General features: G+C 70.7%; 7 protein-coding genes. 3 read left to right on the top strand and 4 right to left on the bottom strand.

Annotation, left to right across the window (positions count from 1 at the left end; all coding sequences use genetic code 11):
* On the bottom strand, positions 1–1,242 hold a 1,242-nt coding region (locus tag J1C73_RS29250; protein ID WP_242644876.1), incomplete at its 3' end, for a hypothetical protein.
* A gap of 255 nt (positions 1,243–1,497) precedes the next feature.
* Here J1C73_RS29250 and J1C73_RS29245 point away from each other — a divergent pair.
* The gene (locus J1C73_RS29245; RefSeq protein ID WP_207319008.1) at positions 1,498–2,088 is read left to right on the top strand and encodes a hypothetical protein; all 591 of its coding nucleotides are present in this window, start codon (positions 1,498–1,500) and stop codon (positions 2,086–2,088) included.
* Between the two features lie 133 nt (positions 2,089–2,221).
* Here J1C73_RS29245 and J1C73_RS29240 read toward each other — a convergent pair whose 3' ends face one another.
* The 3 genes from J1C73_RS29240 to J1C73_RS29230 form a co-directional block, all read right to left on the bottom strand.
* Positions 2,222–2,389 carry a thiazolylpeptide-type bacteriocin gene (locus J1C73_RS29240; protein WP_123460839.1) on the bottom strand — a complete coding sequence of 56 codons (168 nt, stop codon included), beginning with the start codon at positions 2,387–2,389 and terminating at the stop codon, positions 2,222–2,224.
* 49 nt (positions 2,390–2,438) lie between these two features.
* Entirely contained in the window at positions 2,439–2,606 is a 168-nt protein-coding gene (locus tag J1C73_RS29235) for a thiazolylpeptide-type bacteriocin (protein WP_207319007.1), read from the bottom strand.
* Between the two features lie 179 nt (positions 2,607–2,785).
* Positions 2,786–4,324: a SagB/ThcOx family dehydrogenase gene (locus J1C73_RS29230; protein WP_207319006.1), complete on the bottom strand. Its 1,539-nt coding sequence runs from the start codon at positions 4,322–4,324 to the stop codon at positions 2,786–2,788.
* A 257-nt stretch (positions 4,325–4,581) separates the two neighbouring features.
* Between J1C73_RS29230 and J1C73_RS29225 the strand changes: the two genes are divergently transcribed.
* Complete coding sequence (locus J1C73_RS29225) at positions 4,582–6,066, top strand: multicopper oxidase family protein (RefSeq protein ID WP_207319005.1); 1,485 nt, start codon at positions 4,582–4,584, stop codon at positions 6,064–6,066.
* A gap of 74 nt (positions 6,067–6,140) precedes the next feature.
* The coding region (locus J1C73_RS29220) for a class I adenylate-forming enzyme family protein (protein ID WP_207319004.1) at positions 6,141–7,682 on the top strand (1,542 nt) is incomplete at its 3' end.

Raw genomic sequence — 7,682 nt, 5'->3', positions numbered from 1 at the left:
GGATGCCGTCACCGGCCCGGCCGTCGCCACCCCCGAACCGACGGGAGCCCCGAGATGACCAGCCCCGAACCCCAGTGGTTCCTCCGCGTCAACCCGCTGCGCCGGGCCGGTGACGGCATCCAGGCGGTCCTGCCAGCTGACGCCCAGCACCTCGTCCACGGTCTCGGCGAGCGCGAAGCACATGTAGTAGCGCTGCATCGGCGACACGGTGAGCAGCGGCAGCTGCTGGTAGAAGAGGTTGGTCAGCAGCCGGTAGGCCGCGAAGAACGGCGACGGGGAGCTGATGGCGCCGGAGCCGTGCACGGTGCGGTGGAACTCGGTGTCCGGCTGCTCGCCCCGCGGGACGACGGTGGTGGCTCCGGGCGGGCCCATCTCACTGCGGTCCACCCCGTCGGTGACCGAGTCGAGCAGGTCGAGGGTGAGGGTGCCGGCCGCGACCGCGCTCTCCAGCGCACCGGAGGAGTAGGCGAACGCGGTGCGCCACTCGGCGGCCGCCGGGGACGCCTCACCGCTGAGCCGCTCCTCCACGACCGTGCGCAGCATGGCCGCGTCCCTGGCGAGGCGCTCCTTGAACACCGGGCGCATGTCCTTGGCCGGCGCCGCCCAGGCGAGGAAGGCCTCGACGTGGGAGCGGGGCGAGAACACCCCGTACGCCGGTCCGAGGAAGTGTGTGTCGACCAGGGCGGCGAACGCCTCGGCCAGCCGCCGGGTGCCGCTGCGCGGTTCGGCGGCCATCGACTCGATCATCCGGAGCACGGGCCTGGCCAGCGCGCCGCCGACGACGTGGCGCAGGGCGTCCAGCCGCGGTTCGCGGGAGCGCAGGGCCGGGTCGTCCGGGGCGATGACCTCCACCGCACCATGGGCGCGCAGCGGCAGGTAGGGCGGCTGCACCGCCTCCAGCCGGCCGAACTCCCGGGCCTGGTCGAGATACACCTCGTCGGTCAGGGCGCGGGCCGCGTCGAGCGGTCCGGCGTCCAGCCGGGCCGCGACCGACTGCCAGTCGACGGCGCCGCCGGGTGCTCCCGGGGCGTCCATGGCGAGTACGTCGAAGTGCGGGCCGTGCAGCCATCCGCGCCTCAACTGGACGCCGGGGGCGCCCTGTTCGCCGAGCGAGCGGGCGGCCGGCACGACGTGCCGGGCGATCCAGGCCGGTGTCACCGGCATCCGTGTGTGGAGGCGCACCCCCGTCAGACCGGCGGAGTCCGGCCTCACGGCAGTGCGCTCCGGAGCGTCAAACCCCATGTCTTTCGCACCTTCCGAGATGAAATCGAGAACGTGAATTCACTATTGGCCAAGTGAATTTCCGGGGGAAGAGCGGGAGGTCCGGCGCTTACATACGTCACCGTTGTCGTGACACCGCTCCGGGAATCACGGAACGAGGGATTTCGCTTCGCCCCGCCGTGACAGATGTCATCACCTCGGGATGTCATCGGCCCGAACCGGGCGGCCTGGCCGAAAACAGCCAAACCGACGGGATGATCGTTGTATTCTCCGCCAATGACCCCCACTACGCCATCGACGCCCTCCACACCTTCGGCCACGGATGCCGAGTGCGTCGCGCTCACCCGGAACCTCCGCCGCAGGGGCACTCTCGTCCTGTCGGTGTTCGCCGTGATCTGGGCCTTCGCCGGCGCGTCCGGACTGGCGTCCCCGGGCGCGGCCCTGGCCATCGAGATCACCGGCGCGGCACTCACCGCGGTGGCGATCGTGCTCGCCTACCGCAAGGGCGCCGCACCCTCGCCCCGCATGGTGAGCCTGCCGGAGAACTGGGCGCGCGCGGTCGGCATCGTGAACGTCGTCGAGGTGGTCGCCGTCTTCGCGGTGATCGCGGCGTCCAACGCCTCGGGCCACCCGGAGTTCATCCCGGCCGCCATCGCGCTGGTCGTGGGCCTGCACTTCTTCCCGCTCGCGCGCCTCTACGACCAGTGGCAGTACAAGGGGACGGCGGTCCTGCTGAGCGTCGTCGCGGTCGTCGGGTTCGTGCTCATCGCGGCCGGCCTGTCGAACGAGGGCGTGCGGGCCGTGGTGGGCCTGGGCTCCGCGGTGGTGCTGTGGGTGTCCGCGTACCACGTGGCCGTCAAGGGCTGAGCCGGCGTCACCTGCCCGGCCCCGCGAGCGGGGCCCCTTCCCGCCTGCGCACACAAGGATGTACCCGGCCGGCCTGGAGGCCGGGCGGGCGCATCCTTCTGTGTGCGGTTCAGCCGTTACGGCCGAGCGGCAGTCAGCAGGCGGAGCAGGTGCTCGACGAGGACGACGAGGTCCCGATCGAACCGCTGGACGCGCCCATCTCCGGCAGCGCCACACCCTGGGCGACCTCAAGGGTCTCCAGCTCGTCCGCGTCGAAGCCGTCGAACGCCGCGTCGTCGCCGTTGATGTCGTTGATGCTCATGTCTGAATTCCTTTCGAGGACCTGACGGTCCGGATTCGGGTGGGGTGGGTCAGCAGGCGGAGCAGGTGCTGGACGAGGAGGACGAGGTGCCGATCGAGCCGCTGGAGGCACCCATCTCCGGCAGCGCCACACCCTGGGCGACCTCAAGGGTCTCCAGCTCGTCCGCGTCGAAGCCGTCGAACGCCGTGTCGTCGTTCTTGATGTCGTTGGCAGCCATGGTGCATTCCCTTCGATTGGGTTCCGGAATTTCTCGGATTCTCTGAATTCCGTCCCGGAACAACAGTCCTGCGAATATGAAGCCATTCGGTTTCTTCTGCTTTCCCGTCCGGCTTCGATATCCATATTGCTCGGCCCGCCACCCCCGCACCAGACTTTCCGGCGCCGCGCTGACATTTATCACGGGGCGAATGACGCTTCGCCCGGCAGCGACCATTCGGGGCTGTTCACCATGTGCCATTCCGGACCGGGGTCGCCGGCGATCGCGGGGTCCTGACCCGGCGTACCGAGCAGGAAATCCCCCACCGAGGACTCCTCCAGGTAGTCCAGGCCCAGGACCCGGGCGGACATGTCGGCGTCCCCGTTGCCCAGGCCGCAGGGGGCCAGGCCCATCGCCGTGGCCACCAGATACATCGTCTGGTAGAGCACACCGGTGTGCCGCAGCGTCGTCGCGTACGCCATGGCCCGGTACTTCCACGCCATCCGCTGGAAGCGCGAGGTCACCGTGATGAGCACATCGGGGCGCACGTCGAAGCCGACCGAGCGGGACGCCACGTTCAGCAGCGATCTGCGGTCCACCTCGGCGTCGTTGACGAGCACCAGGCGGTGTCCGTAGGAGTCGTAGTGGTAGATGCCCGGCGCCAGCCCCGCGCAGCGCAGCACGGTGACGTACAGCTCCAGCTCGTAGAGCGAGCCGCCACTCGGGTAGGGGCGGGAGATCACCTCGTCGGCGCCGGGGCTGTCCGCGCCCGGGGTGTGGTGCACCCGGACACGCTGCACCCGGTACAGGAACTCGCCCAGCTCCTCGGCGGTCAACTCCCTTTCCCCGTACGTACGGTGCGAACGTCTCGTCTCGATCGCGGCGGTCAGTGAGGGGTCACGGGCGTCGATGTCCCGGCGCAGCGGCCGGTACAGATCGACCGCCTCCCCGGCCGGGACGGGCTTCACCGCCGGCCGCGGCTCGATCTCCCCCTGGTAGGGGTAGACCGCGCCGAAGATCCCGTCGTAGCGGCCCGAGCGCACCCGCGAGTGGAACAGCAGGTCGTGGAAGTCCCACTGCCGCAGCTTCGGTTCGGTGTCGGAGGCGAACGTCCCGTCGGGGCCGGCGGCCTCGGCGAAGCCGGCCCCGATCAGATGCGCGAGCACGTCGAGGCTCTCCTGCGGCCCGAGACCGGTGCCCTCACCGGCCCGGCCGGCCGCCACCGGCTGCCCCAGGGCGGCCGTGAGCTCGCGCGCCCCCCGGTCGGCGAGCACCGCGCGGAACTTCACGAGCGGCGACTCCAGCACCAGCACGCCGTCGCGCGAGCGGCAGAACGCGAACCGGGACAGCCGCACCGCGGCGTCGGTGCCCACCGGGGCCGGTTCGTACCCGGCGTCGCGGGCCGTCTGCTCCAGCCGCACCAACTCCCGCCGCAGCGGCGCCTCGTCGCCGCTGAGCACGCTGTGCGCGAGGAGCTGCGAGGCCCGCTCCACGAGAGCGGCCGCCCGGACCCGCTCGGCCGGGGTGAACCCCTCGTACAGCTCGTCGTCGGGCAGCGGCTCGCCGCCGAGCCGGTCGAGCACGGTGCGCAGCGCCCCGCGTACCGGCCGCAGCACCAGGGAGCTGACGGGGCCGTGCAGGGTCACGGTGTCCGTGGCGCCGTCCAGGGCGACACGGACGTCGGCCCGCAGGACGCGGGCATGCGTCCTGGCGGGTCTCGTCGTGGATACGGGGATCATCCGGGGCCTCCGGTCTACGGAACTTCGCTGCGTACGTCGAAATCCACTCTGCGGCCCGATACACCCTCAACTCCCTTCTACGGCACACCACATGACACTCACCATTTCCATGGATGACCGAGGTCACGGTTCGCGTGACACATGACAGGGGCGTCCGGCTTTCGCTCGGACATCCGGCACCCGCGGCGCATCCTCGAAACACGCATTCGACTCACCGCACCGCATCCCGTGCACTCACCACAGGTAGGGAAGATCTCGTGCTCACTCGTCGTCATGCAATACGCCTCGGTCTGACCACCGGTGCCGTCGGCGCGGTCGGCGCTGCGGGCGGAACGTTCCAGCTGCTCGCCGGCGGCCAGTCGGCCCAGGCCGCGGAGGCCACCGGCCGCACCGCGGCGGCGGGCGCCGTCGAGCAGTTCACGGTGCCGCTGACGGTGCCGCCGGTACTGGCCCCGTACCGCAGGACCAAGGCGGCCGACTACTACCGCGTGACGATGCGCAGGGCGAGCACGGAGATCCTGCCGGGCACCCGCACCGACGTCCTCACGTACAACGGCTCCTTCCCCGGACCCACCATCCGCGCCCGCTCGGGCCGCACCGCGGTCGTCCAGCAGGTGAACGCCCTGGACATGCCCACCTCGGTGCACCTGCACGGCGGCAACAACCCGGTGGCCGACGACGGCGGCATGATGGACACCATCGCTCCGGGGCGCTCCCGGACGTACGTGTACGAGAACAGGCAGCCCGGCGCCACCCTGTGGACGCACGACCACGCGCACCACATGGAGTCCGAGCACGTCTACCGGGGTCTGTCCGGGGCGTATCTGCTCGGCGACAGCAACGAGGACGCGCTCGGACTGCCCTCGGGCGCCTACGACATCCCGCTCGTCCTGCGCGACGCGGCGTTCGACGAGAACGCCGCCATGGTCTACACGATGGACGACGCGGACAACCGGACGACGATCCTGGTCAACGGCCGGCCCTGGCCGTATCTGAAGGTCGAGGGCCGCAAGTACCGCTTCCGCCTGGTCAACTCGTGCAACCTGCGCATCTTCATCCTGGCGCTGACCGACGGCACGACCGACCAGCACCCGGTGCAGCAGATCGGCTCGGACGGCGGGCTGCTCGCGGCGCCCGCCGAGACGCCGGTCATGGTGCTGTCCCCCGGCGAGCGCATCGACTTCGTCGTCGACTTCGCCCAGTACGCGCCCGGCACCAAGCTCACCCTGTCCAACATGCTCGGCCCCGGCCCGACCGAACTGGTCGGCCAGGTCATGCGGTTCGACGTGGGCGAGAAGACCCCCGACAGCAGCCGGGTGCCCGCCGCCCTCGCCACGCTGCCGGCCCTGCCGAAGCCGACCGTCGAGCGCACCTTCGAACTGAACATGGACGAGCCGGGCACCGGCAGCCACCAGGCGTACATCAACGGCAGGACCTTCGACGCGAACCGGATCGACACCACCATCCGGTGGGGCGCCACGGAGGTATGGACGGTGGTGAACAAGAGCGCCACCATTCCGCACAACTTCCATACGCACCTGGTGCAGTTCCGCATTCTCGAACGTGACGGGGCTGCGCCCTATCCGGCGGAGGCCGGCCTCAAGGACACCGTTCTGCTCTTCCCCGGACAGGTCGCGAAACTCCAGCTGACCTTCAGTTCGCACCGGGGCGTCTATCCCTATCACTGCCACATGATCGACCACAGCGCCATGGGAATGATGGGCCAGATGAAGATCATCTGAACGGGCCCTTCCCCCTCCCCTCTTTCCGCTTTCGCCTTTCTCTTCTCCCACACCCTTGTGCAGAAAGGAGGATCATGACCACCCGAACCGCTCCGCCCTCATACGCGCGCCGGGTACTCGCCTCGCTGGCACGCGATCCCGCCCGTGCGGTCCTGCACCGGCGCGACTCGACGGTCGCAGCGGGTGAGCTGCGTGAATCCGTGCTCGGGACCACCGCCCTGCTGAAGTCCCGGGGCATCGGCCCCGGGGCCACCGTCGCCACCCTGACCGGTCCCAACCACCCGCTGATGCTCAGCGCCCGGTACGCGGTGAATCTGCTGGGGGGCACCTCCGTCTACGTACGCTCGATGAATCCGCGGACCGACACCCAGACGTTCTCGCTGGCCACCCAGACCCAGCTGCTGCGCGAACTCGGCGTGCGGCTGCTGCTGGTGGACGACCGGGACGAGGACAGCGCAGCCCGCGGGCGGTGGCTGACCCGGCGGCTGCCCGGCCTCACCGTGCTGCCGATCGCCCGCCGGGCGGACGGGCGGGCGCGGCTGCCGGATCTGCCGGAGCCGCGTCCGGACGATGTCGCGGTCGTCGACTTCACCAGCGGCTCCACCGGCCGGCCGAAGATGGTTGCCCAGCGCTACCGCACCCGCGAACAGCTCGTGGCGCGACTCACGGACGGCCTCGATCCCCGGGGACCGGCGACGCTGCTCTCGGTCACCCCGATCAGCCACACGACGGCCCCGATGGCCGACGCGGTGCTGTCGGGCGGCGGAACGGTGGTGCTGCACGACGAGTTCGACGCCGACGCCACCCTGCACGCCTTCGACCGGCTGCGGGTGACCGACGTCTACCTCGCCGTGCCGCATCTGTACCGGCTGCTCGACCACCCGCTGGCGACGTCCTGCGACCTGTCGTCCCTGCGGCGCATCACCTACAGCGGCACCCCCGCCGCGCCCGAGCGGGTGCGGCAGGCGGTCCGGCTCTTCGGTGACGTGCTGATCCAGGTGTACGGCACGACGGAGGCCGGCGGCATCTCCAGCCTCAACCCGCTGGACCACCGCGAACCGGAGCTCCTCGGCTCGGTCGGCCGGCCCTTCCCCTGGGTACGCGTCGAGATCCGGGCACCCGGCAGCACGACGGCGCTGGGGCGCGGGCAGAGCGGCGAGATCTGGGTCAGCTCGGCCACGGTCTCGGCGGGCTACCTGGACGACCCGGAGCTGACCGCCAGGACGCTCAGGGACGGCTGGCTGCGCACCGGGGACCTCGGGCACTGGGACACCTACGGCTATCTGCGCCTGGACGGCCGGGTCGGCGACGTCATCAAGCACGGCGGGCTCAAGCTGGACCCGGCCGCGATCGAGGACGCGCTGACGGCGCACCCCCAGGTACGGCAGGCCGCCGTCTTCGGGGTCCGCGACGCCGACCTCGTCGAGCAGGTGCACGCCGCTGTCGAACTCCACTCGGGCGCCGGGCACACCTCCTGCGACCTGCGTGACTACGTGGCGGCGGCGCTCACCCCGGAACACACCCCGGTCAGCGTCTCCGTCTGGCCCGAACTGCCGCTCACGCCCGCCGGGAAACCGGACCGCGCCCATCTGCGCAGCGTGACCGCACCGGTGCGG

The organism is Streptomyces laculatispora (assembly GCF_017353455.1).
Taxonomy (GTDB): domain Bacteria; phylum Actinomycetota; class Actinomycetes; order Streptomycetales; family Streptomycetaceae; genus Streptomyces; species Streptomyces laculatispora.
This window is presented reverse-complemented; position numbering and strand designations above follow the sequence as displayed.

Bases quoted from the DNA above. Each gene is read 5' to 3' on its own strand.
- J1C73_RS29245 (WP_207319008.1), top strand. From the start codon at position 1,498: ATGACCCCCACTACGCCATCGACGCCCTCCACACCTTCGGCCACGGAT.
- J1C73_RS29240 (WP_123460839.1), bottom strand. From the start codon at position 2,389: ATGAGCATCAACGACATCAACGGCGACGACGCGGCGTTCGACGGCTTC.
- J1C73_RS29235 (WP_207319007.1), bottom strand. From the start codon at position 2,606: ATGGCTGCCAACGACATCAAGAACGACGACACGGCGTTCGACGGCTTC.
- J1C73_RS29230 (WP_207319006.1), bottom strand. From the start codon at position 4,324: ATGATCCCCGTATCCACGACGAGACCCGCCAGGACGCATGCCCGCGTC.